A 26,275-nucleotide genomic window follows, 5' to 3' on the forward strand; every position below is an offset into this window, starting at 1 on the left:
CGCTGCACCGATGCCGCCCGCGCCTGTGTCGCTGCCGCTGTCGGCCGCGCTGCCCACGCCCCCGCCTCCGGTCGTGCGTGGCCTGCCCACTGGGCCGCCACCGTTCTACGTGAGGTCGCCGCCGACGCCCCCGGCCGAGTCTCCGGCCGAGCCCCCGGCCGTCACGGCCCCGCCTGCCCCGCTGGCTCCGCCGGCCGCGCTTGCATCATTTGCTGCACCTCCAGCAGCGTCTGCACCAGCATCTGCACCACTCGTTGCGCCGCCGGTCGCCCCCGCCGCGCCCGCGCAACCGGCCGAAACGGATGCCCCACCCCTCGCCGCCCCGCCGGCCCACGCGGTCGCCACGACGAACGCGTGGGCCGGGCCGGCACCGGTCGTGCCCATACCGGTCGTCCCTGCACCAGTAGCTCCGCTGGCCTCAATCCCGGCCCCAAGCCCGGCCGCGAGCGCCACTGACCGCACCGAGACCGAGACCGAGACCGAGACCGAGACCGAGCTCGCGGAGGACGACGACTTCGACGAGACCATGATCGCCGTGCGCCGCATGAAACCATGGACGCTGGAAACCGAGCACGGCCTGAAAGTCTCGCTCACCAAACCGGTCGTGCTGCTCGGACGCAACCCTGCGCGTGGCAGCGCACATCCGGATGCGCAATTGGTTTTGCTGCAGGACCCCGGCAAGACCGTGTCGAAGACCCACGCCCGCCTCGATTTCGTTGACGGGGCCTGGGGCATTCGCGACCTGCAGTCGACCAACGGCATCGTGCTCATCGATGGCGCCGGCGACGAGAGCGAGCTCGATGCGGGCGCGAGCGCGTCGCTGACCGAGCGGTTTTTGCTGGGGGAGCTCGCGGCCCGCATCTACCTGGAGGCCTGAAGATGACCCACCTCCAGCCAACCAGTGCCCAGGTCTCACTGCAGTGCGGCTTTCGCTCCGATGTCGGTCGCAAGCGTCAGCAGAACGAAGACTCGCTGCTGGCCGCATCCCCGGTGTTCATCGTCGCCGACGGCATGGGCGGCCTCGAAGCCGGCCATCGGGCTAGTTCCGCCGTCATCGACGAATTCCAGAGCTGCGTCGCGCACCCCGGGCTGCTGGCCGAGGACGTCGGAGCAGCCGTTGAGCGCGCCCACGCGGCGGTGCGCGCGGTGTCGGACGCGACCGGGCGCGGCGCCGGCAGCACCCTCACCGGCCTCGTCCTGATCGACCACGACGATGCCCCGCAATGGCTCATCGTGAACGTCGGCGACTCCCGGGTCTACCGGTTGTACGGCGGCGAACTCAGCCAGCTCACCGTCGACCATTCCCTCGCGCAGGAACTCATCGAAGAGGGGACACTGCTGCAAGCGGATGTCGCCACCTTCGCCCGCAAGAATGTGATCACCCGGGCCATGGGCGCCGACAACAGCCCGACCGACTACTGGCTGCGCCCGGTGGTGACCGGCGAACGGCTGCTGGTCTGCTCCGACGGACTCCACGGCGAGCTCTCCGAGGAGAGCATCAAGGCCGGGCTCACGCTCGGCGGCAGCACCCAGCAGACCGCGGACCTGCTGCTCGCCGGCGCTCTCGAGCACGGCGGGCGCGACAACGTCTCGGTGATCGTCATCGACGTCGTCGCCGGCGGGGTCAGCTCCTGGCACGGTGTCGCGATCGAGGAAGACCACGCCGAGACCATCGACACTCAAACCGATGACACCCGCCCGGTTCAACGAGTGGCCCGCAATGCCGCCCGCTGATCCACGCGATGGGGCTGACACCGACATCGGTGACGATGACGACGACACGGTAATCGTGCAGCGCACGGACAACCACGACACCGTGATCGTGCAGCGCACGGACAACGACGACACTGTCATCGTGCAGCGAGCCACAGACGAACGCACCCGCATCGTGGCACGCGCCCGCCACGCCCGACCCGAGGCTGTGGACCCAGCTGTGGACCCAGCGGTCGATCCGCTCGTCGACCTCGCCGCCGACCCCGAAGACGACGGCGAAGCAACCGTGCGCTCGCCCCGCGGCAGCGCGGCGAGCGACACTCTCCTGAGCAGCCGACGGGCGACCCCGCCGGCGCACATCCCGGTCGTTGACGATCTGCAGCGTCGCTACCAGCCGCCGCAGGTGCAGAGCGGCTCGAGCGTGCGCTACCAGGCCCGACCGGTCCCAATCATCGTCGCGCCAGCCCAACCCACACCTGGGTCGCAGCCGATCGCGCTCGATCCGGCCCGGATCGCCCTCGCCGAGGCGGCGGCCGAGATCCGTCAGCGAGCCGCGGCGGGCATCCGTCGTCGACGTCAGATCACTCTGGTCGTGATAATTGCGAGCACCCTGCTCGCTCTGGTCGCGGCCGTCGCGTTCACCGTCTTCGCCCTCGCCACCTGGTGAACTTCAGCTGGCCCCCAGCCCTGCAAGGTGAACTTGCAGAAGACCGTTGCCGGTTCGCGTCGTGAGTTCGTCTACTTACGGGTAGCGCATTCTCACTGCAATACTTCGTTCAGAGGCACCGTCGCCTCTTGGGCGAATTGTGGGGAGCGATCATCAGGCCGACGAATAATCTGGTTGCGTCTCGTCTCGTCTCCGCTCTGGCTGTGATTGTGGGCCACTCGTGCACGTTGACCGGCATCGCTGCAGCACCCCGAGTCCTCGGGATCCCGATTCATAGTCGTGGTCGCTACATATTTTTGCCATCAGTGGCTACCTCATCGCAACTAGTCGGCACAGAAATCCCGCGCTGGTGCCGTTCCTGACCAATCGATTCCTGCGCATATTTCCCGCGCTGAAAAGGCACGTTGCTGAGCGCACCGTTGACGCTATATCGGGTGTTGACGCGGTTAGCCCGGTGAGCGCCTGGCGTCTAGGATCTGTCTGATCTGGAGCGGCACCGTGTCATCCTGCAGCGACGTTGTATCGCCCAGTTCGCGTCCGTCCATGAGATCGCCGAGCAGGCGACGCATGATCTTGCCCGATCGAGTCTTCGGCAGGTCGGGTACCACCACGATCTCCCTCGGCTTAGCGATCGCTCCGACCTGAACGGTGACCTGGGAGCGGAGCGCCGGCGAGAGTTCCGCTTCGAGGGCACGCCAGAACCGGGGATCGGCGGCCTCCGCAGCGGAGGGCGACCGAGCGGGGATCACGAAGGCGGCGATGGCCTGCCCGGTGGTCTCGTGATGAATGCCAACAACCCCGGCCTCGCCGACGGCGGGATGCGCGACCAGTGCCGACTCGATCTCGATGGTCGACAGCCGGTGTCCGGAGACGTTGATGACGTCGTCGATGCGTCCGAGCAGCCACAGGTAGCCGTCGGCGTCGATCTTCGCGCTGTCGCCGGCAAGAAAGTAGCCTTGCGCGGCGTACTTCTTCCAATACGCGTCGCGGTACCGTTCGGGGTTGCCCCACACAGTGCGGGCCATAGCCGGCCACGTGCCGTCGACCACGAGGGATCCGCTCGACCCGGGCTCGGTATCCGTGCCCTGATCGTCGACCACACGCACGGTGAGTCCCGGCAGCGCGTGGGTAGCTGACCCCGGCTTCAGGGCCGTGACCCCGGGTAGCGGGGCCACGATTGCCGCTCCGGTCTCGGACTGCCACCAGGTGTCGACGATGGGGGCCGTGCCGGCGCCGATATTCTCTCGAAACCACAGCCAGGCGTGCGGATTTATCGCCTCGCCAACCGAGCCGAGGAGGCGGATGCTGGAGAGGTCAAAGGTGGCGGGCACGCCATCTGGGAACCAGGTCATGAGGGTGCGCACGAGGGTCGGAGCGGTGTAATAGGTTGTCACCGCATAGCGTTCGATGATCTCGAAATGGCGCCCAGGGTGCGGAATGTTTGGGGTTCCCTCGTAAATGACGGAGGTCGCGCCGTTGGAGAACGGGCCGTAGAGCACGTAGGTGTGGGCCGTGACCCACGCGAGGTCGGCCGTGCACCAGTACACGTCGGAGTTTTTTGCATCGAAGATTGCCCAGTGGCTCCACGACGCTTGGGTGAGATAGCCTCCCGACGTGTGCACGAGCCCCTTGGGGGTGCCCGTGGTGCCCGAGGTGTAGATAATGAAGAGGGGCGTTTCGGCGTCGAAGAACTCGGCGTCGTGGGTGTTTTCGGCGGTGTCGACGACGTCGTGCCACCAGACATCCCGGCCGGCTGTCCAGGGCACGTTGGGTGTCAGGTCTCCGGTGCGCCGCACGACGAGCACGTGTTCGACCGCGTCGATGCCCGCAACAGCGACATCCGCCTGCTCTTTCACCGCTACGGCGGCCCCGCGGCGAAACTGGCCGTCGGAGGTGACGAGCAGTTTGGCCCCGGTGTCCTCAAGGCGAAATCGCAGCGCCGCGGCCGAGAAGCCCCCGAACACCAGGGAATGCACCGCGCCGAGCCGGGCAACGGCGAGGGTGATGACAATGGTCTCCGGTATGACCGGGAGGTAGACGACCACGCGGTCGCCCGCCACGATTCCCAAAGCGATGAGGGCGTTCGCGGCCTGCGCAACCCTTCGCTGGAGATCTGCATAGGTGATCACCTCACGGTCGCCGCGCTCTCCCTCGAAGTTGATGGCGACCCGATCGCCGTGCCCGGCATCGACGTGGCGGTCGACGCAATTGACTGCCACGTTCAACCGACCGCCGAGAAACCACTGGGCACGGGGGATCGAAAGCAACGGATGCCCGTCCGATTCGAGCGCGCCGCTGGCGTCGGCGAGGGCCGGCTCCCACGTGTGTGCGGTGTGCCAGCGTTCCGCCCAGTCGAGGCGGTCGGCCTGCCGCTCCCAGAATGCGACGGGGTCAGTCGCGGCGGTGGGCCATGCGCCGGAGCCCACGTTGGCGTAGTCGACGAGGCCAGCAGGCGGATAGTAGAGGCTGTCGTTGGCTGCAGCGGTCTCGAGGGGAAGGGTCATCGCTTTGACGCTACCGCGCCGCGCAGGGGGGCGCACACGAGCCGGTAAGGCGGCGTAATGTAGGCGCTCCTCACGCTCCCGGTACGCTCCGCAGCGACGAGTGCTCGTCGAGGCTGTGCCACGTGCGGTTGTGGTAGACCAGCGGGTCGGATCCGCCTTGATCGGTGGCGACCGTGGCTTCGAGTGCGTGCACGGCAATGATCGTGGAACTGCCCGCGGCCATCCGGTTGATGATGCGCCCACGAATCCAGGCGTGTGCGCTGGGGAAATACGGTTCACCGGTAGCGAGCCTGGCCCAAATTTCAGTATCGGCGAAACGGTTGACGCCGCTGGTGGCGCAGAGCTTTGCAATGTTCAATTGCTCAGCTCCGAGGAGATGCACGACGACAGTGTCGGCGCGGCGGATGGTCGGAGCGCTGGAGGCGTGATCCGAGAGGGAGAACACCAGCAGCGGTGGCTCGGCACTCACCGAGAACACCGAGGTGGCGGTCAGGCCGACCGGGCCGTCGCCGGCATCGGCGGTGATCACCGCGACGCCGGCGGCGTGATTGCGAAACGCCAGCTTGAACTCGTCCGGATGCAGCCCACCGAGATGTTTCGCACCCTGGTCACCGTCGGTCGGCCACGGCCCGGCGAGTGCGGCCTGTTCTTGAGTTCTCATCGGGTTCCGTTCACAAAATAATCAAAGACAGAATCAAGGGTCCCCCGTCGGGAGCTTTGAGCGTGAATGTCTGTCGTAATGTGACGCCATGTTGCGTCATAAGCCGCGGTTCGGGTCTCAACAGTCACGATAGACAGATGCCCAGACAGATTCGATTCAACGCCTTTGACATGAACTGTGTCGCCCACCAGTCCTCTGGAATGTGGCGGCACCCGGATGACCAGTCCTGGCGGTACAAAGACCTGCACTACTGGACCGAGCTCGCAAAACTATTGGAGCGCGGAAGATTCGACGGAATCTTCATCGCTGACGTTCTGGGCACCTACGACGTGTACGGCGGCTCGAATGAGGCCGCGATCCGGCATGGTGCGCAGGTTCCCGTGAATGACCCCGTGCTGCTGATCTCGGCGATGGCATTAGTGACAGATCATCTGGGGTTCGGGGTGACCGCTGGTACGGCGTACGAGCATCCGTATCCGTTTGCACGACGGATGTCGACCCTTGACCACCTGACCAATGGGCGGGTGGGCTGGAACGTGGTCACCGGATACCTACCATCCGCCGCACGAAACATGGGTCAAGAAGACCAGCTCGAGCACGACGCGCGGTATGACCACGCGGACGAGTACCTCGAGGTGTTGTACAAGTTGTGGGAAGGGTCATGGGAGGACGACGCCGTCATCCGCGACCGCGAATCCGGGGTGTTCACCGACCCGAGCAAGGTTCACGAGATCGGCCACCACGGCAAGCACTTCACGGTCCCGGGTATCCACCTCTCTGAGCCGTCGCTGCAGCGTACACCGGTGATCTACCAGGCGGGGGCATCCTCCCGCGGCATCGACTTCGCTGCCGGTAATGCAGAGGCGATCTTCGTTGCGTCATCGACCAAGGCTGGGCTGAAGGCCACCGTCACGAAAATTCGGGATGCCCTCGAAAAAGCAGGCCGCAGCCGCTATTCCGCGCGCATCTACACTCTCCTCACGATCATCACCGACGAGACGTCGGAGAAGGCGACGGACAAGTACCAGGACTACCTCTCGTATGCCAGCGAGGAGGGCGCGCTCGTCTTCATGTCCGGCTGGATGGGCATCGACCTCTCGCAGTACGACCTCGACGAGCCCATCGGTAATGTCAAGAGCAACGCGATTCAGTCCGTCGTGGCCAACTATCAGGAGGCGAATGCAGACGGCAGCGAATGGAAGGTACGCGATATAGCCAGACTGGCGGCTATCGGCGGCCTCGGCCCGTTCATTGTTGGTTCAGGCTCGGAGATTGCCGACACCCTGCAGGAGTGGGTGGAGGAGACGGATGTGGACGGTTTTAACCTGGCCTATGCCATCACCCCCGGAACGTTTGAGGATGTCGTCACCTATGTGATCCCCGAGCTGCAGGCTCGTGGTGCCTACCCGAAGGAGTACGTCGAGGGCACGCTGCGCAACAAGTTGCACGGACGGGGCGGCCGTCTTCCCGACGAGCACAAGGGGGCGAACTACCGGGTGCGATCCGCTTAGGTCGCGGCCAGTCGGTTAGCGGCTCTCGAGTGATCAGAGAGCCGCTGGGCGGCGTCGCACGGTGAAATTACGAGGGCAGTGTCGGCTCTCAGCGGGCCGTCTTTCGTGCCGAGATCACGCCGGTGTTGAAGCCGAGGAGATAGAGGCCGCCGTTGAAGCGGGCGTGCTCAATCTTGAGGCAGCGGTCCATGATTACCGTCAGACCCTGGCTCTGCGCGTAGGTCGCCGCATCCTGGTTCCAAATGCCAAGCTGCATCCAGACGGTCGGAGCGCCGATGGCGACGGCGTCATCGACAACCGAGGAGATTTCGCTTTCCCGGCGGAACACGTCGACGATGTCGGGCACCTCGGGCAGTGCGGCAAGGGTGGGGTAGGTCTTGTGGCCGAGAATCTCGTCGGCGTTCGGGTTGACGAAATACACCCGGTAGCTGCTGGACTGCAGCAGGTAGGTTCCCACGAAGTAGCTTGCCCGCGCCGCGTTGGGCGATGCGCCCACGATGGCGACCGACGTGGCACTCTGCAGAATCTTGAGGCGTTCCTTGGCGCTGGGACCGATCCAGGTTCGCGGGGACTTCACTCGGTTCGCGCCGGACACGCTAACCGGCAGTTCGCAGGCGGGGCCGTTGGCCAATGGGGAGGGTACTGCTTCCGTGCTCATCACTTGCCTCCGGTTGCCAGGCTCAGCGCCTGGTCGAGGTCGTAAATAATGTCGTCTGGATCTTCGATCCCCACGCTAATGCGTACAAGGCCCGGCAACACCTTCGCGTCAACAAGCTGCTGCTCGGTGAGCTGCGCGTGAGTGGTGGACGCCGGATGAATAACCAGTGTCTTCGCGTCGCCGACGTTGGCGAGGTGGCTGGCCAGGGTCACTGACTCGATGAAAGTGCGCCCGGCATCCCTGCCGCCCCTGACGCCGAAGCTGAAGATCGAGCTCGGTCCCTTCGGCAGGTATTTCTTGGCGCGGTCAAAGTGCGTGTGCGAGGGGAGCCCGGCCCAATTGACGAATTCGATTCGGGGATCGGCTTCGAGCCACTCCGCGACGATCCTGGCATTGGCGACGTGCGCTTCCATCCGAAAGGCCAGGGTTTCGACGCCTTGGGCGAGGAGGAACGCGGAGTGTGGGGCCAGGACAGGTCCGATATCCCGCAGCTGCTCGGCACGCAGGCGGGTGAGAAAGGCATACTCGCCGAAGTTGCCCGACCAGTTGAGGTCGCCGTACGCCGGCACTGGAATGTCGAACAGGGGGAACTTGCCGCTGTTCCAGTCGAACCGACCGGACTCCACCACGACACCACCCAGAGTGGTCCCGTGGCCGCCGAGAAATTTCGTCGCCGAGTGGATGACCACGTCTGCTCCCCATTCCATTGGCCGGTTCAGGTAGGGGGTGGCAAAGGTCGAGTCGATGATGAGCGGAATACCCGCGGCGTGGGCGACGTCGGCCAGACCCTCGAGGTCGGCGATCTCGCCGGACGGGTTGGAGATGGACTCGGCGAAGATCAGTCTGGTCTTGTCAGTAATCGCTGCGGCATAGTCGGCCGCATCCGTGCCCGGCACAAAAGTGGTCTCAACTCCGAACCGACGCAGCGTGATGTCGAGCTGCGTGAGGGAACCGCCATAGAGGCTCGCAGATGCGACGATGTGGTCGCCGGAACCCACGAGCGAAGCGAAGGTAATGTACTGCGCCGACAGGCCGCTCGAGGTTGCGACAGCGCCCAGCCCACCCTCAAGGCTTGCCACACGCTCCTCGAATGCGGCGACCGTCGGGTTGGCGAGGCGGGAGTAAATATTGCCGTACTTTTGTAGGGCGAACCGGGCCGCAGCATCAGCGGTGTCATCGAACACGAAGGCCGTGGTCTGGTAGATGGGAATGGCTCGGGCGCCGGTCACCGCATCTGGAACATTTCCTGCGTGGATGGAACGGGTGCGAAAACCCCACTCCCTGTCTGTGCGGTCGTGGTTTGCCATTCCTTCACGCTACCGGAACGTGCTCCCCGGCAACTTTGTGTGGACATGCACGGTAACAATGGGAGCAATCTGCGGTAGCTCCAGTTGCCGGCGGATACTGTAAGGGAGGAAGCGTCGCCGACCGCACGCTTCGAAACTACTTGGAGATGATGACCAGTGACTATCAGTGACCTGCGCACGGTGCAAGCTCCTCTGAAGCAGCAGTACCGCGATGACCCCGACGCCGCCCTGGTGACGCTTCGGGCCAACGGTGAACTGGGCGCGGGTATCAGTTGTTCGGTGCAGACCGGGCAGGCCCTGGTGGAGGCTGGTTTGCACCCCGCCACCGGAGGCGACGGTCTCTCCGTGTGCTCAGGCGATATGCTCCTCCAGGCACTCGTTGCCTGCGCGGGGGTGACTCTGGCCGCAGTCGCTTCCTCGCTTGGCATCGACGTCACCGGTGTGGTGCACGCCGAGGGAGACCTCGATTTTCGCGGCACGCTCGCCGTCGACAAGCAGACGGCGGTCGGATTTCAGGACATCAGGATGCGGTTCGAGTTAACATCCGATGCGGATGAGGAGCAGATCGCCACCCTTATTCGTTTGACGGAACGCTATTGCGTCGTCTTCCAGACACTGGCCGTTCCGCCAAAATTAGCGGTATCGCACAGCGTCCACTCGTAGCCTCGATCCACCGATCGGTGGATCGAGGCTACGCAGTACAGCAGCTGTCAAGCGCGAACAAGCACCTGGCCGATGACGTGATTCGTAATCTGACCCAGTTCGTGAATCTGGAGAACCCAAACTCAGCAGAGGCAAAGGTCCTCGTCAGAAGTCTTCGGATCAAGGTTATTCAGAGATTCAAGAACAAGAAGCCCAGGTGGATGGAAGCGACCTTCGCTCCGGACGGACGAATCGTTGGGGCACAGGACGGCGACTACCTCCGATTCATCAGGAACTGCTTCCGCACCACCTCACTGACGAGGTCTGCAACTTCGGCGTCCAGCCGCCACGTACCTTTCCCATGAGAGGATCGCCCGGGAGCCAAATCCGTCGCTAACCCCGACCTCGTTCGATAGCGTTTGATCAGCACATAGACCTGGCGCCGCGATATCCCCAGCGACAATGCGGCCGCATCGACCGCGGCCCGACCCACGAACACTCGAGCCGCCAAGGGCGCATTAACCGCCGACACCCTGCCGTAGACCGGACCGAAACACCCCCGAATGAGCGCCCCATACAGTGGGGCTGTCCAGCTGTTTTACTCACGGGCTACCCTGAAGCTCTACTTTTGTGCCGTCATCCGTTTTGTGCGTCATTCACTGGCCGGGTGGCGGTACCCACGTGGTATCCCGGGGGAGCGCGTTCGTGACCAGCCTGACCGAAATTCTGATCGTGCACGGCCTACTTCCGATCGAGGACCTCGACACCGTGCGCCGGAGCGACCGCGCCGATGAGGCCGCCGTGCGCAGCATGGTCGACGCGGGCACGATCAGCGAGGTGCAATTCGCCCAGGCGCGCGCCGAGCAGAAGAATCTGCCCTTCGTCGAGTTGCTGGATTATCCCGTCGACCGGCTCGCCGTGGCCAAGGTGCCGGCCGCAGTCTGCCGCCGCGCCAACGTGCTGCCCATCGCCTTCGAAGACGGCCGTCTCGTGGTGGCCATGGTCAATCCCGGCGACGTATTCGCCGTCGATGACGTGCGCGAAGCCGCCCGCATGCGGGTCACCCCGGTCGTCGTTGAACCCTCCGACCTGCAGGCGGCCATCGCCCGCTACCACCGCGCCGACAGTGAACTGATCGACCTCAGCTCCACCCTCACGGCCGAGAGCGACGATGTCGACGAGACGTCAACTTATACAGAAGCGGATGACGCGGCGCCGATCGTGCGCTTCGTCAACCTGCTGGTCAGCCAGGCGATCCAGGACAAGGCCTCCGATATTCACATCGAACCCGGCGAAGGCGGCCTGCGGGTGCGCTACCGCATCGACGGCGTGCTGCACGATATGCAGAATGCGCCATCGACTATCGCCGGCGGCGTCACCTCGCGCATCAAGATCATGAGCGACCTCGACATCGCCGAGCGGCGCAAACCGCAGGACGGTCGCATGTCGGTGCACCACAACGGCCGCACCGTCGATCTGCGCGTCGCCATTCTGCCCACGGTCTGGGGTGAAAAGGTGGTGCTGCGTATTCTCGACAACGCCACCTCATCGATGAAGATGAGCGGCCTCAATCTGCTCACCGACAACTTCAACGAGTTCGAAATGGCGTATACCAAGCCGTACGGCATGATCCTGGTCACCGGCCCCACCGGGTCGGGCAAGTCGACCACGCTCTACACGACGCTGCACGCCATCTCCCGGCCCGAAATCAACGTCATCACGGTCGAGGACCCGGTGGAATACCGCATGCCCGGGGTGAATCAGGTGCAGGTGAACCGCAAGGCCGGCCTCACCTTCGCCGTCGCCCTGCGTTCGATTCTGCGCTCAGACCCCGACGTGGTGCTGCTCGGTGAGATTCGCGACCAGGAGACCGCGAAAATCGCGATCGAGGCCTCGCTCACCGGTCACCTCGTGCTGTCGACGCTGCACACCAACGATGCGCCAAGTGCCATGACCCGCCTGATCGAAATGGGAGTCGAACCGTTTCTCGTGGGATCGGCCCTGGACTGTGTGGTGGCCCAGCGACTCGCCCGTCGGCTCTGCGACCGCTGCAAGGTGCCAGACCACCGCACCGACCTCGCCTATCTGGGATTCGTGGTCAACCCCACCGTGGGTTACGTCTCGAACCGCTCAACGATCCGGCCCGAGATCGGTCCGGCCATCGACCCCACCACCACCGGCACCGTGATCTACAAGTCGGCCGGATGCTCAAGCTGCTCGCAGACGGGATACCGCGGTCGCCTCGGCATTCACGAGGTCATGACGGTGTCCGAGGAGATCGAGCGCCTCACCGTCGCGCACGCTTCGAGCGCCCAGATCGGGGCCGCCGCGCGCAAGCAGGGCATGATCACCATGCGTGAAGACGGCTGGGCCAAGGTCGCCCTCGGCTTGACCTCGGTGGATGAGGTACTCCGCGTTGTCTCCTAGAGCAGCGGGAGGGCAGTTGTCATGAGCCGACCCGATTACGACCGGATGCCCACCGACGACAGCACCGCAGATCCCACCCCAACGGCTCGCATTCTGCACGCGATGCGCGCCCTGTCCAGCGAGCGCGAGCCCGGCGAACCACCGGCAACCGACCTAGTCACAGATGAGCCACCGGCCACTGATATCGACCCCGACCTGCTCGTCGCCCTGCGCCTGGTCGCTCATGCTGGCGGATCAGACCTGCACGTGGCCGGCGGTGCACCTCCGAGCGTGCGCATTGACGGTGCCCTGCGGCCCATCGTCGGCTGGGCGCGCTGGTCGCCGGGCAAGGTCGCGGCGGCCCTCGGCAGCATCCTCTCGCCCGAGCAGCGGGAGGAATTCGCGCGCGAACTCGAACTCGACTTCGCGTACACGATCGAGTCGACTCGGTTCCGCGTCAATTTCTACCAGCAGCGCGGCTCGGTCAGCGGCGCATTTCGGTTGATTCCGAATGCGATCAGGTCGCTGAGTGAACTGGGCGTGCCGGCATCCGTTTCGCGGTTTGCGCATTTGCCGCGAGGCCTGGTGCTGGTCACCGGTCCGACCGGTTCGGGCAAGACGACCACGCTCGCGGCCATCGTCGACCTTGTCAACAGCACCCGCACCGACCACATCGTCACGGTGGAAGACCCGATCGAGTTCGTGCACGAGTCCAAGAAGTGTGTGATCAGCCAGCGCGAAGTCGGGCAGGACACGCACAGTTTCGCCGCGGCGCTCAAACACGTGCTGCGGCAGGACCCCGACGTCATTCTGATCGGCGAGCTGCGCGACCTCGAGACCATCTCGGTCGCGCTGACCGCCGCCGAAACGGGCCACCTGGTCTTCTCGACCCTGCACACGCAGGATGCCGCCCAAACCATCGACCGCATGATCGACGTTTTTCCCGCCCACCAGCAGGCCCAGGTGCGGGCGCAGCTCGCCGCGACCCTGCGCGGAGTGCTTTGTCAGACGCTCGTGCGCAAGGTCGGGGGTGGACGGGTGGTGGCCACCGAGATTCTGGTTTCAACGCCAGCCATCGCCAACCTCATCCGGGAAGGCAAGACCCATCAGATCGGATCTGCGCTGCAATCGGGCCGCGCCACCGGCATGCACACCATGGATCAGCACCTCGCCGAGCTCGTCGACGCCCGCCTGATCACGCGGCAGGCGGCGGAGGAAAAGGCCCAGGACATCGAGGTGCTCAAGCAACTCGTGCACAAGATTGATCCAAGCGATCCCGCGCTCGGCGACCTGAGCCTGGCCGAGATCGACTTCAACGACTCGTTCACATCGAGGAGGCGCTAATGGCCGCTGAACTCTCCTTCGCCTATTCGGGTCGGGACGACGACGACAAGGTCGTTAGGGGGCGCATGGACGCCGGGTCGGAGCGTGCTGCGCTGCAGCAGCTGCGCACCATGGGGCTGTCGCCGATCTCGATCGTTCCAGCCCGCCCGATTCGTGGCCTCAATATGGATCTGCACTTGCCCGGGTATACCAAGCCGGTCGCGCTCGCCGATCTGGCCGTGATGAGTCGCCAGATGGCGACCATGACCGCAGCCGGTCTGTCGCTGCTGCGTACGCTGATCATTCTCTCGGAGCAGACCCAGAATCGTCGGCTCGCGCAGGTGATCTCGGTCATTCGCAGCGACGTCGAAACGGGCATGTCCCTGTCGCACGCTTTTGACAAGCACGACGAGGTCTTTCCGCCGATCATGATCAACCTCGTTCGCGCCGGCGAGATCGGCGGTTTTCTCGAGGATTCGCTGGGCTCCATCGCCGACAACTTCGAAACCGAGGTGCGCCTGCGTGACACGATCAAGTCGGCCCTGGCCTACCCGGTGATCGTGATGATCATGGCGGTGCTCGCCATCATTGGCATGCTCATTTTCATCGTGCCCGTGTTTGAGGACATGTTTCAACAGCTCGGTGGTCAGCTGCCGATCGCGACCCAGGTGCTCGTGCACCTTTCCAACATCATGCTCTGGGTCGCCCCGATACTGATCGTAGGAGCGGTGTTGGCATGGCTGTGGTGGGGCAAAAATCGGCACACCGAGCGCGTGCGACGCGTGGCCGATCCACTCAAGCTCAAACTGCCCGTAGTCGGCCCTGTGCTCGCTAAGCTCGCGATAGCTCGGTTCAGTCGCAACTTCGCCACCATGATCGGCGCTGGCGTGCCCATTCTGGGTTCCCTGAAGATTGTAGGGGAGACCTCAGGAAACTGGGTCATCGAAGAAGCGTTGCACAAAGTGCAGGAATCGGTGAGTCGAGGCCGGTCGATTGCCGGCCCACTCGCCCTCGAACCGGTCTTCCCGGCAATGGTTACGCAGATGATCGCGGTGGGAGAGGATGCCGGCGCGCTCGAGCAGATGCTGCGCAAGATTGCTGAGTTCTACGATCAGGAAGTGCAGTCGACGACCCAGCAGCTCACCGCCCTGATCGAACCCCTGATGATCGCCGTGATCGGCATCATCGTCGGAGGGATGGTTGTCGCTCTTTACCTGCCGATGTTCAACGTATTCGACTATGTCGGATAGTCCACCCCAGTTGGGGCTGCACTATATCTGGGGGTGGGTAAACCCCAAAAACCCATTTATTTCACCGGGGGTAGAACCTAGGTTGAAGTATGAGTAGCCGCACCGTTCTGCTCCCAGAAACGCCACCTAAAGGAACCACCATGAACCGCATCATGTCCGTCCTAGGCAATAAACGCATGACCCTCGGTCGCAGCGACAAGGGCTTCACGCTCATCGAGCTTCTAATTGTCGTGGTGATTCTCGGCGTTCTATCTGCCATCGCTGTTCCGATTTATTTGAACCAGCAAGATAAGGCCAAGGATTCCGCCGTCGCGACCCAGCTGACCCAGGCGAAGACCGCGATTGCTGTCGAGGTAACGAAGGGGACATCGGTTTCGGATGCCGTCGGCAAACTCTCCACAGGTTTGGACTCGTACTCTACGAGCGACGACATCCTCATTACAGGCGTCGCCGGTGTTTCGCCCAACGAAAATACTTTTGTTCTAACGGGGCAATGGAAGCCAGCGGACGCCACAACAGGTACGCATACGCAGTACATCTCCGAGTCCACGTCGGCGTCGACGACAGAGCCCTAGCCGGGCTGATTGATTGCGCAAACCCGCCGAGGAGCATTGAGCTACTAAGCCACAAGGAGAGAGTACGACGAGATGAGCGCGACTCTTCCCGCTGACCCCGAAACGAGGAACGCTGGCTTCGGAATCGTCGAAGTCATCGTCTCGATGTTTCTGCTGAGCATCATGGCCATGGCGTTTCTGTCCGTCCTCGTGCAGTCCCAGCAGCTGGCCCGCACCAACGCGTTGATCGCGACCGCGACTCAGCTGTTGAGTGCCGATCTCGACCGTGCTCGACAGTCAACCGTGACGTGTGATCCCCGTCCCGCCGCGGACTCCAGAGTAGAGGGCGAGTTCACGGTGACCGGTGTGTGGGCTGGCGTTGAAGGGTGCGGAGCGGGCGTGCCGACGACGTTGTCATACACGAGCAAGGTCCAGATTACGGGGGCAGACAAATTTCTGGCCCAAGCGGTCACGCTCATCTTGGTGAACGGATGACCGACATCATTCCGGTGGGCCCTCGCCGCCGCGAGACCGGTTTCACCCTGGTCGAGTTGGTCATCTACATCAGCCTCTCGGTGTTGATCCTCTCCCTCGTGGGTGGCTTTCTGCTCAACGCGGTGCGAGCCCAGCGAGACGTGGTCTCTTCCTCGGATGGCGCCAACACCGCGCAGCTGATCGCCGAGTCGATCAAGCGAGATGTGCGAAACGCCACCGAAGTCGCAGTGAGCGGCAATCTGCTCGTGGTCAGGACCGCCGGAATGGACGACACATCCGACCTGTCCTGCCGAGCCTGGTATTTCGATTCCGGCGTCTTGTACACGGTCAACACGGGGGACGAACGAGTGACTGCGCCCGCGCCTGAAGGGCTGAAAGATTGGACCGTGCAAGGCCAGGGAATTAGCGCGGTCAATCTCACGGAGCCCGTGTTTTCCGTGGTCGTCCAGGGCCAGGTCAAACTGTCGTTCACGGTCGGAGGAACCATGCCGGTCGTCGTGCACACGACCGTCACACAACGAGCGCCGAGCAGTATCGAGAAAACATGTTTCGCAGACTGAGTCGGCACAGTGGCGAACGCGGAAGTGCCCTCATAGCCGTCGTCGGTGTGATGGCGGTCCTCCTGGTCATCACGCTCACCGTAACGTCGTCATCCCTGCAAGCTCTAACCGTCACGACTTCAATCCGCGCCGGAGTGCAGGCCCAGGCCGCCGCCGAGGCCGGCATCGATGCCGCCCTCGCCGAATTACAGCGCACCCCCTCGTCCTGCCCGACCGACGGTTTATTTCAGAGCCCCGACGGCACGCTTCCGGCCTACACCTCAACGGTTTGGACCCATGCCACTGGGTGGGTCCAAAAATGTCCGACGGGAGCTGCGGACGAAACGGAAGTACAGATCGTCTCCACCGGTCATGCCGGCGCCGACTCAGCCGGACTCAAGACCACGAGAGTCGTCGAAAGTATATTCACCATATCCGGCACGGTCAGCCCCGGCCCCGTCGTCTATTCGTATGGAAGCGCCGTGGTCAATCAATTCAGTACCAAGGATAGTTTGGGGTCACCGGTAGATGTCGTCGTTGCCACCGGCGACTACACCTGCACGTCCAGCGGCACGATAGCCGGAAATCTCATCGTGAACGGGGCCGTTAGTCTCTACAACTCGTGTTCCGTGGCAGGGGACGTATACGCCAACGGCACCGTCGACATTGCCAGTTGGGTGACGTTTGCTTACGACTGGAGTGACTTCGAGAAGGAGGGTTTTGTTCCCTTCTCGACCGACAGCAATGAGCTTGTCGCGCCGGGCAGTAAGAAGTGCCAGCTCGGATCATGGGTGCAGGACAATTCGGGTGATTCGCTCCACCAATTCTATGAGGACCTTCGCAACCTCACGAAGCCGACTATCGTCGATGTTCGCCAGTGTGACACCTTTGACTTTGGCAGCATTGAAATGAATGTGAAATCTGACATTGCTTTTCTTTTCCACGAGGTGGTCGTCAATGATTTCTCAGTGGTCGCGAGTGACGGAAACGACCACAAGATATGGTTCATCGCACCGGGAGTTGAGGCGCTCGGAGCGAACAAATGCAGTTCCAACTTCACCGTCAACGGCTCCGTACAATTCGATACCGAGATTTCGGCGATGCTGTATACGCCATGCGCCGTCGTCTTCAACCGGACCCAGTGGCGAGGACAAATCTATTCCGAAAGTTTTGTGGTGAACAATACCAGCAATGTTGACTTTGTCCCGATGAGCATCCCGGGCACGGATCTCTACGGCGCGATGCCCGCTGGTTCTGACCCAGACGATTCCCGATGGACTCTGCTTTCCAGCCGCGATCGAACGAACGGCGACAAATGACGGCACTACTAGCGGTGTTCGCCGGCATATTCGGCCTGCTCATTGGTTCCTTCCTGAACGTCGTTATCTATCGGATTCCGGCAGGCAAGTCCATAGTGTCCCCGCCGAGTGCCTGCGGTAGTTGCGGCGCGCGCATCCGCTCGTATGACAACATTCCCGTGCTGTCGTGGCTGCTGCTGCGGGGCAAATGCCGGCACTGTGGGGCCGCCTTTTCGGTGCGCTACCCGCTGGTGGAGCTGGGCACCGGCGTGTTCTTCGCGGTCGTCGCACTCTGGGTGTTTTCGAGCGGCGACGGTGGGGCACTGGTCTCGACGGACGCGTTGCTCGCCCAGATCATCGTGCTTGTCGCGTTTCTGTACCTCGCTGCGGTGAGCGTCGCGCTCGCCATGATCGATCTCGATACCCACACCCTGCCCAACAAGATTCTGCTACCGGTCTATCCGGTGGGCGCAGTGCTGCTCACCGCGGCCGCTCTCGTCTCTGGAGAACCGGGCCGTCTGCTGAGCGCCCTGATCGGTGCGGCCGCCCTGTTCGGCCTCTACCTTGCGCTGACCCTGATCAGCCCAGGCGGCATGGGCCTCGGCGACGTGAAACTCGCCGGTGTGCTCGGCCTCTATCTCGGCTGGCTCGGCTGGGCACCGCTGATCGTGGGCGCATTTGGGGCATTTCTGCTCGGGGGGCTCTTCGGAATCGGGCTGCTGGTATCCCGCAAGGCCGGGCGGCGCAGCAGCATTCCGTTTGGCCCCTGGATGCTCCTGGCCGCCTGGCTCGGCGCCGTGTTCGGTCAGTCGATGGCGGCCGGCTACCTGACTCTGTACGGACTCACCTAGACGCTCGCGCCTCACTACCTTTACCTTGCACACTCACATTTCACCGGGGGAACAACAATGACGCCACGTGTGGTCGGAATCGATATCGGCACCACCGCCGTGCGCGCCGTCGAGGTGCGCGACGCCGAAACGGAGAATCCCGTGTTGCTGCGGTGCCATGAGCATCCACTGCCGTTCGGCGCGGTCAGCCGCGGCGAGGTACTCGAACCGGCCGTCGTCGGCGCTGCCCTCAAGCGTCTCTGGTCGACCGGCGGGTTCACGAGCAAAGACGTCGTGCTCGGAATGGGCTATCACCGCATGGTGGTGCGAAACCTGACCGTGCCGAAAATGTCGCTGCGACGCATTCGTGAGTCGCTGCCGTTTCAGGTGCAGGACCTGCTGTCGTTCCCCACGGCCGAAGCGCTGCTCGATTTCTACCCCATCAAGGAGGTCGACGGTGAAGGCGAGTCAGAGCCGCAAGTTTCCGGACTCTTGATCGCCGCGACGAAGGACGTCGTGCAGGCCCACATCAAGGCCGCAAAACTCGCTGGGCTGCGCAGCATCAACGTCGACATTATGGCGTTTGCGCGCAGCCGGGCCATTCACCGCGGGGTCACGGCTCCCGGTGTGATCGCACAGATCGATATTGGTGGTGGCTCATCGAGTGTGCTCATTTCCTCTGGAGGTGTACCGCAGTTTGTGCGGGTCATTCCCTCGGGCGGCAACCAGCTGACCAAGGCATTGCGTGCGCGCCTCGGTATTGACGAGGAGGCAGCTGAAGTGCTCAAAATGAAGCTCGGTCTGACGGACGTGGTGGCACCGCACGACGCGATCGCTGCCACGGTCATCCGCGAGGTCACGGCCGAATTGCTCGAAAGCCTGCGCAATACGGTGCAGTACTTCACCAACAATTGGCCGGAGCTGCCGATCGATCACATCGTGCTCATGGGCGGTGGAGCTCGGCTCGGTGGGTTTCCAACCGCTCTGCGCGAAGTCACCGGCTTTCCGGTGCTGACGGCTCAGCCCTTCGGAGGTCTGGAATTGGGGCCCGATGTGGATCGGGCCGCATTGCAAGAATCGGAGTGCACTTTCGTTGCAGCTCTCGGGCTGGCCCTGGGGAGCAAAGCATGAAGCACCGCAGCAACCGGCGCGAGCTGGTTTACGGCGGCGAGCCTCGAGCCAACCTGCTGCCCCTTGAACTTAAGGCCAAACGCAAGGGCAAAATGCTGCGCCGCATCATTCTGGCCGCATCCGCTGGAGTCGTCTTCTTCATGGCGGCATCGATCGGGGCGGTCTCCGTGCAAGCCGGGGTTGCCCAAGCCGATCTCGCGCACGCTGAGGCGCGCACCAACGAGTTGCTTCTGGAATCTGCCAAGTATTCGCAGGTGCGGAGTGTTCAGGCACAGATCGACCTGACGGCGGCCGCACGAACGGTCGGAACCAAAACCGAAATCGACTGGCGAGCCTACCTGGCTGAAGTGCGCGTAATTTTGCCCAGCGTGGTCACCATCGATGCGGTGACGATTGACTCCGGCTCGCCGTGGGAGGACTACGCCCAAAGCACCGTTGCCCTGCACAACCCCCGCGTGGCCACTCTCACCCTCAGCCTGACCAGTCCATCATTGCCGGCCGTACCGCAATGGCTGACGAATCTGAAGATGCTGCCCGGGTTTGCTGATGCCAGCCTCGGTTCGATCACGCGCTCAGAATCGGGTACCTACGTCGTGGACATTGAAATCAACATCAATGCGGATGCCCGTGCGAATCGCGTAGGCGGGGGAAACTGATCATGAATCGAAATCGACTATTCGGTGCAGTGATGGCGTCTACCGTGAGCGCCGCCGTAGTTCTGGGCGGGCTCCTGGGGATTGCGCCGAAGCTCGAGGAGGTGCGAGCCTTGACCGCCCACCGCGAGGTCGTGGACGCGCAGAACGCCGAGTATGAGATCGCCCTCGAGAGCTTGCAACACGACTTTGACGGCATCGCCGAATTCCGCACCTATCTGGGCACGCTGCAGACGGCTGTCCCGCCCGACGCGTCGATTCCGGCATTCGTCGGGCAGCTCGAAGTCATCGCTCATCAGAACAATGTGATCCTTGAGTCGTTGACCCTCGGCGACGCGGTGGCATATGAACAAGTAGCGGGGGCCGCGCTGTCGGCTGGTGCTGGTGCTGGTGCTGGTGACGCTGGTGACGACGCTGTGCCGCCACCAGGGATGCCAGTGCCGGATGCGGACTCTGCCGACTCAGCCAACGCCGCGGCGAACTCGTTTAGCGACGGCGCCTACCTCGCGCTTCCCATCACTATGTCGGTTCAGGGAGCCCAGAGTAATCTCTTTGACTTCGTTGCCGGTCTGCAGCATGGCGAGCGAACCGTGTCCATTTCCACGTTGGTGACCGAGGCCCCCCAGGGAACAGACACCACGGAGCTGGCTATCACCGGGATGATCTACGTGCTTCTGGATCCCAGCGCCCTGGCTCTCGCCCAGTAGCACCTGCCAGGCACTGGTGGACACCGCGACCGGGGCGTCGCGCCCATCGCGGTGGCGCTCACTTTTCCCAGTGGGGTTTCTCGGCTGGGGTGGCGGCGCGGTTTTGACCGGCGGGGCGCCAGGTTTGGGTGGGGTCGAAGATGAGGGGTCCGCGGACCCAGGGGCGTCCGTGTCGCATGTCGATGTTTTATCCGGACGTTTCGATGCTGGCATGCGCGGCGTTGCAGATGAGAACGGCGTTGTCGATATTTGTCAGACCGCCCTTATTCCAGGGAATAACGTGGTGAGCCTGCGTGAGGTGGGGTGGCACGGTGCAGCCGGGGATGACACAGCCACCATCACGGGCCGCTAATGCTCGGCGTTGGCTGTTGGTGAAGAATCGGTTGGTGGTGCCGAGGTGCACAACCTGACCCTGGTGGCCGAACAACACGGGCTGATAGCCGCCGGCGCAGACGAGCTCGTCGACTTGTTTGACGCTGAGGGGGCCGTTGATGCCGTCGATCCAGCCGGCGCCGCGCCCGGCGAGGAGGTCGTCGATGTGGATGTGCACCAGCACCGTCGGTGCCGCGCCGCCCATCGTCGGGGTTCCCGGCTGTCGAGCGGCCGCTTCGAACACCGCGCGGAGGATCCCGTCCTGCTTCTCACCAATCGAGCGGATGTCGCCGGGTTCCTGCGGGCAAGGACTGAGCACCTGGCCGCCCTTGCTCCAGCCTGCTCGGCGCGGCCTGCGTGCCGGCCGTGCTGGCTGTCGGCCTGATCGGCGGTCATCGCCGCTGCCGTCTTCGCCACGGACTTATCAAGGTACTCGGAACGACGCAGCACATCCGTCGTCGACAGCACCCGGGCGCCATCAACAACCCGGCCCACACCCTCCAACGCAAGCAACATGCTCAAGGACTCGTCATCACCGAGCAGCCCGAACGACACCCCACCCAACGCCGCCAACAACGCATCCCGCGCCTGCTCCACCGCCACAATCACAGGGTTCACACTGACCTCGCTCGGGTTTTCCATGAACATGGGCGCCATTGCCTCCTTCCCATGATTGTAGCCCAAACCGAACACAAAAGCGAGAGAAGCTCAGGTAAATTTCTACACGAATTTCGGTGCCACAGCGAATTGGCGGAGCTTCCCCCGCGCTGGAAGGCCCTGAATCACGTTCAATTGAAAGGTTCGTGCCCTCGGAGGCGTTGCGGTGACGCGAAAGACAAATGAAAATAACTATCGAAACTCTGTCACCATTTTATGCAGGGCGGATTCGGGCGATTGGAATGGCGTCCCGATCCACAAACAGCGGGCCCGGGCCCGGGCCCGGGACAAAGTGCAGGGTGTGAAACGCGGCAAGGGGCATGGAGCAGGACGAGGCCCCACGGACACTGCGGGGCGGCAGGGCAAGAGTCTCGGCGCTCAGCGAGAGTCCACTGAACGCTGCGGCGCTCAGCGAGAGATCGGGAAAACAGTGACATACCGGGTGCAGACCCCCAGATCGCGGGACTACCGAGCCGGCAGTCGCGTCGTTAGCGTTACGGCTTACGTAGACCTCGGCGAACACGACTTACCCTCGTAGCGCCAAGCCTGCCAGCCTCGGTCACCGCACCCTCGATGACCGGTCGTCTTGCCCCGAACAACCAGCGCGGCCGTGTCTTTCGCGGCAATCAGTACCCGACGCCATTGCTTTGCGAGAAGGATCCCATGGACGACCCGAAAATGCCCCCGTCGCCGACCGACAATGCGGGCAGGCACGAGACCCCCGCGGCGAGCGACGCCATCGACTGGCACCCCGTTTCGGCCCGCGATGCGCTGGACGAGAGCCGCCCCGGTGAGGTGCAGGTGCTGCCCCAGCTCCGTGCCCGCACCCGGTCACTCGCCGACGCCACGACCGGCACAGTGCCGGAGCAGCGCCACGTCCATGCCGCGCCGTTCGACGAGGAGCCACCGTTGCCATCCGCCGACCAGCCTCAGCCGGTGCACCCGCTCGAGCCGGCCGATAAAGCGCTCGGTCCGATCGACGCTGACCTGCTCGCGGCGCTCGAGTGTGTCGTCGCGCAGCACGGTTCCGACCTGCACGTCACCGTGGGGTCCCCGCCGAAGATCCGCCGGGACGGGGGTCTGGGCTCGATCGACAATGCGCCGATCTGGTCGGCGAAGAAGGCGAGCCGGGCGATCCGCAGCATCCTCTCTGCCCCGCAGCAGAACATCTTCGACCGCGATCACGAGCTGGACTTCGCCTACACGCTGCACGGCGCAGGCCGGAAAGCCAGCCGGTTTCGGGTCAATGTGCACCAGCAGCGGGGAACGCCCGGGGCGGCCTTTCGACTGATTCCGAGCGAGATCCAAGACCTCAAGTCGCTCGGTATCCCCGAGTCCGTGGCCGAGTTCGCGCAGCTTCCCCGCGGGCTCGTGCTCGTGGCGGGGCCGACCGGCTCGGGAAAGTCGACCACCCTCGCCGCGCTCGTCGACCTCGTCAACAGCACGCGGGCCGACCATATCGTGACCGTGGAGGATCCAATTGAGTTTCTGCACGCGCACAAGAAGTCAGTGGTGACCCAGCGCGAGGTGGGAGCGGATACGGCCAGTTTCGCATCCGCTTTGAAGCACGTGTTGCGGCAGGACCCCGACGTGATTTTGATCGGCGAGCTGCGGGATCTCGAGACAATTCAGGTGGCGCTGACCGCCGCCGAGACCGGGCATCTCGTCTTCGCGACCCTGCACACGCAGAGCGCGGCCCAGACCGTCGACCGCATCGTGGATGTTTTTCCGCCGCACCAGCAAAACCAGGTGCGCGCGCAACTGGCCCAGACGCTGCAGGGAGTGATCTGCCAGGCCCTGGTCAAGTCGGCGACCGGCATCGGGCGTGTGGCGGCCACCGAGATTCTCGTGACGACTCCGGCGATCGCCAACCTCATTCGCGAGGGCAAGACACACCAGATCGAATCGATGATGCAAACCGGGCGCGAGCGTGGCATGCACACCCTGGATCAGCACCTCGCCGAACTCGTGAACAGAGGACAGGTCACGCGCCAGGCCGCGCTGGAGAAGGCCCAAAACGCCGTGGGACTCGAGAAACTCATTCGTCGCAGCGACACGCCAAGACAGACCGGCGGCTTCTCGTTCGCCGCCGATCCGGGCTTCGTGGAGGCCGGTTTCGCTGCGGCTGGACTTGCGCCGGCGGGATTTGCGCCGGCGGGATTTGCGGAGAAGCCGTTTGTCGAGCCCAGCTTTAGGCAGACCAGCTTTCGTGAGGCGGCGGCCGGCCTGCCCGGCGCGAACGGCGTGGCCGCGGCGGACAGCCCGACGGCTGCGACCGCTGACCTCGCCCGGTCGGCGAGCTGATGTCGACCGCCGTCGCTTTTTCTTACACCGGGCGGGACACCGCCGGCAAGAACGTGAAGGGGCAACTCGATGCCCTGAGTGAGTCCCAGGTGGCGTCCCGGCTGAACACCCTGGGTATCGCCCCCATCTCGATCGCCCCGGTCGTGCCGGGAACCGGGCTCGGGCGGTCACTGACTCTGTCGGTCTTCGCGCGCGGAGTGCGCCTGAAGGACCTCGCCATCATGAGCCGGCAGTTCGCCACCATGATCGGGGCCGGGCTGTCGCTGCTGCGCGCCCTGAGCATCCTCACCGAGCAGACCGAGAGTAAACCCCTCGCGGCTGTGCTCGCCCTGGTCCGCGACGACGTCGAAGCCGGGCAGTCGATCTCGGAGTCGCTCGCGAAGCATCCGCTGACCTTTCCGCCGATCATGGTGAACATGGTTCGCGCCGGTGAGACCGGCGGCTTTCTCGACGGCGCGCTGAACTCGATCGCCGAGAACTTCGAGAAGGAGGTCAAGCTGCGCGGCACCATCAAGTCGGCGATGACCTACCCGGTGATCGTGCTGGCAATGTCGTTCGCCGCCGTGCTGATCATGCTGATCTTCATCGTGCCGATCTTTCAAGACATGTTCACCGGCCTGGGCGGCGCCCTGCCGCTGCCCACCCAACTACTCGTCACCCTCTCGGAATCGATGATCTACGTTGTACCGATCGGCGCGGTGCTCGGCGTCGCCTTCGCCCTCTGGTGGCGACGCAACAAACACACCGAGGCCGTGCGCCGCCGACTCGACCCGTTGCGGCTGAAACTGCCGGTGTTCGGGTTGCTGCTCAAGAAGATCGCGGTGGCACGGTTCAGCCGCAACTTCTCCAACATGCTCGGCGCCGGCGTCCCCATTTTGCAGGCGCTGAAGATCGTGGGGGAGACCAGCGGCAACTGGGCCATCGAAAATGCGTTGACCGAGGTCGGCGAGGCGGTGCGGCGCGGAAAGTCCGTCTCGGAGCCGCTGCTCGAACACCCGGTCTTTCCGGCCATGGTCGTGCAGATGATCGCCGTAGGAGAGGATGCCGGAACGCTCGAGTTGATGCTCGACAAGATCGCCGACTTCTACGACCAGGAGGTGCAATCTGCCACCGAGCAGCTCACCGCCATGATCGAACCGCTGCTGATCGCCTTTCTCGGCGTCGTCATCGGCGGCATGGTGATCGCCCTCTACCTGCCCATCTTCAGCATCGCCAGCATGATCAAGTAAGCCAGCACTGCCCTCGACCCCGCCTCGCGGGTCGAGACGCTGGCGTAAAGCGTGCCGGCTTCTCGACCCGCAGTGTGGGGCGTTTGGTGTGCCCGCGGAGTGCGAACGATCCCGTTGTGGGGGTGGGTAATACCCAAAATCACCCTCACTTGTGGGTCGTGCGGAAGAAAAATGGCCCCCTAATCTGAAGCTCCGATCGCACCCTCGGTCGCCAAGAAACACAGCACGTAAGAAACACGGAACCACGAGCCCTTACCCGGCTCGCTTTGTACGGCCCACTTCCAACCCGAATGGACACACCATGATTATTCGCCTGCTCGCTTCACTGAACCAGCGCCGCGCACGCTTCACCGAGAACCAGAAAGGGTTCACGTTGATCGAGCTGCTCGTCGTCGTAATCATCATCGGCATCCTCGCCGCCATCGCCATCCCCGTGTACATGGGCGTGCAGGACAATGCCAAGGACGCGAGCGTCAAGAGCGACCTCGCCAACGCCAAGACCGCGATCATCGCGCTGCAGACGGAATCGGGTGAGATGCCCGCTACCGGTGGGTTCAACGAGACGGATATGCCTGGCGTGACCAGCTATGGCTACACCAAGGGCCCGAACACCACCACGATCAGCTACGTGCAGCTCACGACGACGACCTTCTGCATCGGAGCAACCAGCAAAACCAATGCGGAATACTACGTGACCGAGTCGATCGGCATCACCGACAACGCCACGTTGGCCAACGCGAGCTGCACCTTCTAAAGCGGCAACGCCGTCTCAGCGGATGCTCCTGCCTGGCGGCAGTATTCGCTCGGCAGTAACGCTGCACCGGAGTGAGCCGGGGCCACCCCTTCGGGCCGCCCCGGCCACCC

At 63.6% G+C, this 26,275-nt stretch carries 24 protein-coding genes; 19 read left to right on the plus strand and 5 right to left on the minus strand.

Translation table 11 applies throughout. The features are described from left to right. The 3 genes from E3T41_RS11600 to E3T41_RS11610 all read left to right on the plus strand — a co-directional run. The coding region (locus E3T41_RS11600; protein WP_134478727.1) for an FHA domain-containing protein at positions 1 to 877 on the plus strand (877 nt) is incomplete at its 5' end. 2 nt (positions 878 to 879) lie between these two features. Then, a complete protein-coding gene (locus tag E3T41_RS11605; protein WP_092452981.1) occupies positions 880 to 1,734 on the plus strand; it encodes a PP2C family serine/threonine-protein phosphatase in 855 nt (284 codons plus the stop codon). Then, complete coding sequence (locus E3T41_RS11610; RefSeq protein ID WP_134478729.1) at positions 1,721 to 2,380, plus strand: hypothetical protein; 660 nt, start codon at positions 1,721 to 1,723, stop codon at positions 2,378 to 2,380. The genes E3T41_RS11605 and E3T41_RS11610 overlap by 14 nt, the downstream gene beginning before the upstream one ends. A gap of 446 nt (positions 2,381 to 2,826) precedes the next feature. Here E3T41_RS11610 and acs read toward each other — a convergent pair whose 3' ends face one another. Both acs and E3T41_RS11620 read right to left on the minus strand, forming a co-directional pair. Then, a complete protein-coding gene (gene acs / locus E3T41_RS11615; RefSeq protein WP_134478731.1) occupies positions 2,827 to 4,884 on the minus strand; it encodes an acetate--CoA ligase in 2,058 nt (685 codons plus the stop codon). Between the two features lie 70 nt (positions 4,885 to 4,954). Further along, positions 4,955 to 5,545 carry a flavin reductase family protein gene (locus E3T41_RS11620; RefSeq protein ID WP_134478733.1) on the minus strand — a complete coding sequence of 197 codons (591 nt, stop codon included), beginning with the start codon at positions 5,543 to 5,545 and terminating at the stop codon, positions 4,955 to 4,957. 137 nt (positions 5,546 to 5,682) lie between these two features. On the opposite strand from E3T41_RS11620, the gene E3T41_RS11625 reads away from it, so the two are divergent. Beyond that, positions 5,683 to 7,056 (plus strand): LLM class flavin-dependent oxidoreductase, encoded by a 1,374-nt coding sequence (locus E3T41_RS11625; protein WP_092452969.1) that lies wholly within the window; start codon positions 5,683 to 5,685, stop codon positions 7,054 to 7,056. A gap of 88 nt (positions 7,057 to 7,144) precedes the next feature. On the opposite strand, the gene E3T41_RS11630 is transcribed toward E3T41_RS11625, so the two are convergent. After that, positions 7,145 to 7,714 (minus strand): CoA-binding protein, encoded by a 570-nt coding sequence (locus E3T41_RS11630; protein WP_092452966.1) that lies wholly within the window; start codon positions 7,712 to 7,714, stop codon positions 7,145 to 7,147. Next, positions 7,714 to 9,021: an O-acetylhomoserine aminocarboxypropyltransferase/cysteine synthase family protein gene (locus E3T41_RS11635; RefSeq protein WP_092452963.1), complete on the minus strand. Its 1,308-nt coding sequence runs from the start codon at positions 9,019 to 9,021 to the stop codon at positions 7,714 to 7,716. The genes E3T41_RS11630 and E3T41_RS11635 overlap by 1 nt, the downstream gene beginning before the upstream one ends. A gap of 156 nt (positions 9,022 to 9,177) precedes the next feature. Between E3T41_RS11635 and E3T41_RS11640 the strand changes: the two genes are divergently transcribed. The 12 genes from E3T41_RS11640 to E3T41_RS11700 all read left to right on the plus strand — a co-directional run bounded on the left by E3T41_RS11640 (position 9,178) and on the right by E3T41_RS11700 (position 20,849). Further along, complete coding sequence (locus tag E3T41_RS11640; RefSeq protein WP_092452960.1) at positions 9,178 to 9,684, plus strand: OsmC family protein; 507 nt, start codon at positions 9,178 to 9,180, stop codon at positions 9,682 to 9,684. 684 nt (positions 9,685 to 10,368) lie between these two features. Continuing rightward, positions 10,369 to 12,090 (plus strand): GspE/PulE family protein, encoded by a 1,722-nt coding sequence (locus E3T41_RS11650; protein ID WP_092453007.1) that lies wholly within the window; start codon positions 10,369 to 10,371, stop codon positions 12,088 to 12,090. Positions 12,091 to 12,111: 21 nt separating this feature from the next. Next, entirely contained in the window at positions 12,112 to 13,413 is a 1,302-nt protein-coding gene (locus E3T41_RS11655; protein ID WP_304996169.1) for a type IV pilus twitching motility protein PilT, read from the plus strand. Then, a complete protein-coding gene (locus E3T41_RS11660; protein WP_166791548.1) occupies positions 13,413 to 14,642 on the plus strand; it encodes a type II secretion system F family protein in 1,230 nt (409 codons plus the stop codon). Before E3T41_RS11655 ends, E3T41_RS11660 begins: the two co-directional genes overlap by 1 nt. A 140-nt stretch (positions 14,643 to 14,782) precedes the next feature. Further along, the gene (locus E3T41_RS18135; protein ID WP_092452954.1) at positions 14,783 to 15,217 is read left to right on the plus strand and encodes a type II secretion system protein; all 435 of its coding nucleotides are present in this window, start codon (positions 14,783 to 14,785) and stop codon (positions 15,215 to 15,217) included. Positions 15,218 to 15,289: 72 nt separating this feature from the next. Then, the gene (locus tag E3T41_RS11670; protein WP_092452951.1) at positions 15,290 to 15,691 is read left to right on the plus strand and encodes a prepilin-type N-terminal cleavage/methylation domain-containing protein; all 402 of its coding nucleotides are present in this window, start codon (positions 15,290 to 15,292) and stop codon (positions 15,689 to 15,691) included. Beyond that, positions 15,688 to 16,251, plus strand: coding sequence for a type II secretion system protein J (locus E3T41_RS11675; protein WP_134478735.1), 564 nt, complete (start codon positions 15,688 to 15,690; stop codon positions 16,249 to 16,251). The genes E3T41_RS11670 and E3T41_RS11675 overlap by 4 nt, the downstream gene beginning before the upstream one ends. Next, positions 16,236 to 17,549, plus strand: a complete 1,314-nt coding sequence (locus tag E3T41_RS11680; protein ID WP_092452945.1) for a hypothetical protein — start codon at positions 16,236 to 16,238, stop codon at positions 17,547 to 17,549. The genes E3T41_RS11675 and E3T41_RS11680 overlap by 16 nt, the downstream gene beginning before the upstream one ends. Then, complete coding sequence (locus E3T41_RS11685) at positions 17,546 to 18,379, plus strand: A24 family peptidase (protein WP_134478737.1); 834 nt, start codon at positions 17,546 to 17,548, stop codon at positions 18,377 to 18,379. The genes E3T41_RS11680 and E3T41_RS11685 overlap by 4 nt, the downstream gene beginning before the upstream one ends. Positions 18,380 to 18,436: 57 nt before the next feature. Further along, positions 18,437 to 19,489 carry a type IV pilus assembly protein PilM gene (gene pilM, locus E3T41_RS11690; RefSeq protein WP_134478739.1) on the plus strand — a complete coding sequence of 351 codons (1,053 nt, stop codon included), beginning with the start codon at positions 18,437 to 18,439 and terminating at the stop codon, positions 19,487 to 19,489. Next, the gene (locus E3T41_RS11695) at positions 19,486 to 20,145 is read left to right on the plus strand and encodes a hypothetical protein (protein WP_092452937.1); all 660 of its coding nucleotides are present in this window, start codon (positions 19,486 to 19,488) and stop codon (positions 20,143 to 20,145) included. Before pilM ends, E3T41_RS11695 begins: the two co-directional genes overlap by 4 nt. Positions 20,146 to 20,189: 44 nt before the next feature. Further along, positions 20,190 to 20,849 carry a hypothetical protein gene (locus tag E3T41_RS11700; protein ID WP_134478741.1) on the plus strand — a complete coding sequence of 220 codons (660 nt, stop codon included), beginning with the start codon at positions 20,190 to 20,192 and terminating at the stop codon, positions 20,847 to 20,849. Positions 20,850 to 21,036: 187 nt separating this feature from the next. On the opposite strand, the gene E3T41_RS11705 is transcribed toward E3T41_RS11700, so the two are convergent. Next, a complete protein-coding gene (locus E3T41_RS11705) occupies positions 21,037 to 21,540 on the minus strand; it encodes an HNH endonuclease signature motif containing protein (protein ID WP_134478819.1) in 504 nt (167 codons plus the stop codon). Positions 21,541 to 22,541: 1,001 nt separating this feature from the next. Here E3T41_RS11705 and E3T41_RS18550 point away from each other — a divergent pair. From E3T41_RS18550 to E3T41_RS18835, 3 genes are all read left to right on the plus strand, one after another. Beyond that, complete coding sequence (locus E3T41_RS18550) at positions 22,542 to 24,182, plus strand: type IV pilus twitching motility protein PilT (RefSeq protein ID WP_304996175.1); 1,641 nt, start codon at positions 22,542 to 22,544, stop codon at positions 24,180 to 24,182. Then, positions 24,182 to 25,411: a type II secretion system F family protein gene (locus E3T41_RS11715; protein ID WP_158251593.1), complete on the plus strand. Its 1,230-nt coding sequence runs from the start codon at positions 24,182 to 24,184 to the stop codon at positions 25,409 to 25,411. Before E3T41_RS18550 ends, E3T41_RS11715 begins: the two co-directional genes overlap by 1 nt. A 301-nt stretch (positions 25,412 to 25,712) precedes the next feature. Further along, positions 25,713 to 26,165, plus strand: a complete 453-nt coding sequence (locus tag E3T41_RS18835) for a type II secretion system protein (protein ID WP_198416417.1) — start codon at positions 25,713 to 25,715, stop codon at positions 26,163 to 26,165. Positions 26,166 to 26,275 lie beyond the last annotated feature (110 nt).

This window comes from Cryobacterium sp. Hh38 (assembly GCF_004403235.1).
Taxonomy (GTDB): Bacteria; Actinomycetota; Actinomycetes; order Actinomycetales; family Microbacteriaceae; genus Cryobacterium; species Cryobacterium levicorallinum.

Bases quoted from the DNA above. Each gene is read 5' to 3' on its own strand.
- E3T41_RS11660 (WP_166791548.1), top strand. From the start codon at position 13,413: ATGGCCGCTGAACTCTCCTTCGCCTATTCGGGTCGGGACGACGACGAC.
- E3T41_RS11655 (WP_304996169.1), top strand. From the start codon at position 12,112: ATGAGCCGACCCGATTACGACCGGATGCCCACCGACGACAGCACCGCA.
- E3T41_RS18135 (WP_092452954.1), top strand. From the start codon at position 14,783: ATGAACCGCATCATGTCCGTCCTAGGCAATAAACGCATGACCCTCGGT.
- acs (WP_134478731.1), bottom strand. From the start codon at position 4,884: ATGACCCTTCCCCTCGAGACCGCTGCAGCCAACGACAGCCTCTACTAT.
- E3T41_RS11685 (WP_134478737.1), top strand. From the start codon at position 17,546: ATGACGGCACTACTAGCGGTGTTCGCCGGCATATTCGGCCTGCTCATT.
- E3T41_RS18550 (WP_304996175.1), top strand. From the start codon at position 22,542: ATGGACGACCCGAAAATGCCCCCGTCGCCGACCGACAATGCGGGCAGG.
- E3T41_RS11630 (WP_092452966.1), bottom strand. From the start codon at position 7,714: ATGAGCACGGAAGCAGTACCCTCCCCATTGGCCAACGGCCCCGCCTGC.
- E3T41_RS11675 (WP_134478735.1), top strand. From the start codon at position 15,688: ATGACCGACATCATTCCGGTGGGCCCTCGCCGCCGCGAGACCGGTTTC.
- E3T41_RS11625 (WP_092452969.1), top strand. From the start codon at position 5,683: ATGCCCAGACAGATTCGATTCAACGCCTTTGACATGAACTGTGTCGCC.
- E3T41_RS11715 (WP_158251593.1), top strand. From the start codon at position 24,182: ATGTCGACCGCCGTCGCTTTTTCTTACACCGGGCGGGACACCGCCGGC.
- pilM (WP_134478739.1), top strand. From the start codon at position 18,437: ATGACGCCACGTGTGGTCGGAATCGATATCGGCACCACCGCCGTGCGC.
- E3T41_RS11620 (WP_134478733.1), bottom strand. From the start codon at position 5,545: ATGAGAACTCAAGAACAGGCCGCACTCGCCGGGCCGTGGCCGACCGAC.
- E3T41_RS11605 (WP_092452981.1), top strand. From the start codon at position 880: ATGACCCACCTCCAGCCAACCAGTGCCCAGGTCTCACTGCAGTGCGGC.
- E3T41_RS11610 (WP_134478729.1), top strand. From the start codon at position 1,721: ATGCCGCCCGCTGATCCACGCGATGGGGCTGACACCGACATCGGTGAC.
- E3T41_RS18835 (WP_198416417.1), top strand. From the start codon at position 25,713: ATGATTATTCGCCTGCTCGCTTCACTGAACCAGCGCCGCGCACGCTTC.
- E3T41_RS11680 (WP_092452945.1), top strand. From the start codon at position 16,236: ATGTTTCGCAGACTGAGTCGGCACAGTGGCGAACGCGGAAGTGCCCTC.
- E3T41_RS11670 (WP_092452951.1), top strand. From the start codon at position 15,290: ATGAGCGCGACTCTTCCCGCTGACCCCGAAACGAGGAACGCTGGCTTC.
- E3T41_RS11635 (WP_092452963.1), bottom strand. From the start codon at position 9,021: ATGGCAAACCACGACCGCACAGACAGGGAGTGGGGTTTTCGCACCCGT.
- E3T41_RS11695 (WP_092452937.1), top strand. From the start codon at position 19,486: ATGAAGCACCGCAGCAACCGGCGCGAGCTGGTTTACGGCGGCGAGCCT.